This window comes from Nonomuraea mesophila (assembly GCF_004352805.1).
Lineage (GTDB): Bacteria > Actinomycetota > Actinomycetes > Streptosporangiales > Streptosporangiaceae > Nonomuraea > Nonomuraea longispora.
Genome location: NZ_SMLD01000387.1, coordinates 1 through 1071, shown reverse-complemented (window position 1 = coordinate 1071; position 1071 = coordinate 1). Strand labels below are relative to the sequence as shown.

General features: G+C 75.8%; 1 protein-coding gene. It reads right to left on the bottom strand.

The window, feature by feature from the left end; all coding sequences use genetic code 11:
- A partial coding sequence (locus E1295_RS48190; RefSeq protein WP_246081266.1) for an amino acid adenylation domain-containing protein occupies nucleotides 1-1024 on the bottom strand: 1024 nt, incomplete at its 3' end.
- Between the last annotated feature and the right edge of the window lie 47 nt (nucleotides 1025-1071).

Genomic DNA, 1071 nt, shown 5'->3' with positions numbered 1-1071 from the left:
CGTCCTGCTGGACGGCCTCCCGCTGAACCCGGTCGAGTTTGCCGACCGGGTTCAGCGGGAGGCCGTCCAGCAGGACGTAGGCGGTAGGGGACATCGCGGGCGGCAACGTGCGACTCAGGTGGGAGGCCAGTGCGGCGGATTCGGGGGCCTCCCCGGGAGCGGGCACGACGTACGCGACGAGGCGGTGATCGTCCGGCCCCTCGCCCCGGACGATCACCGCCGCCTCGGCGACCCGCGGGTGCTCGCGCAGCCGCGCCTCGATCTCGCCGAGCTCCACCCGGTGGCCGAGCAGCTTGACCTGGCCGTCCGCCCGGCCGAGGAACTCGATCTCGCCGTCGGCCCGGTAGCGGGCCAGGTCGCCGGTCCGGTACATGCGAGCGCCGGGCGGCCCGTACGGGTCGGGGACGAACCGTTCGGCCGTGTGGCCGGGCCTGCCCCGGTAACCGCGCGCCACGCCGGCCCCGCCGACGCACAGTTCGCCCGTGACCCCCACCGGGACGGGACGCAGCCGGGCGTCGAGGATGTAGACCTGGGTGTTGGCGATGGGCCGGCCGATGGTGACCGGCTCGCCCGGCTCGCCTGCGGTGCTCCAGATGGTCGTCTCCGTGGGGCCGTACACGTTGACCACCCGCTCGAAGCGGGTGCGCAGCTCGGCGGCGAGGCGGGGCGGCAGCGCCTCGCCGCCCGCGAGCGCGGTCGTCCCCGAGAGCCCGCCGGGCAGCAGCAGCCGCCAGACCGACGGCGTGGCCTGCACGTGCGTGACGCCCTCCTCCGCGGCCAGCCGGGCGAGCGCCTCCGGCCCGCGTACGGCGCCGCGCGGGGCGACGACCACCCGGCCGCCGGTGATCAGCGGCAGGTAGAGCTCCAGGGCGCTGATGTCGAACGCGGGCGAGGTGAGGGCCAGCCAGGTGTCGCCCGGCCCGGCGCCGAGCCGGTCGCGCATCGCGAGCAGCAGGTTGGCCAGGTTGCCGTGCTCGACCTCGACCCCCTTCGGCCGGCCGGTCGAGCCGGAGGTGTAGATCACGTACGCGAGGTCGCCGGCCGAAGGGGGTCGAGGTCGAGCACGGCAAC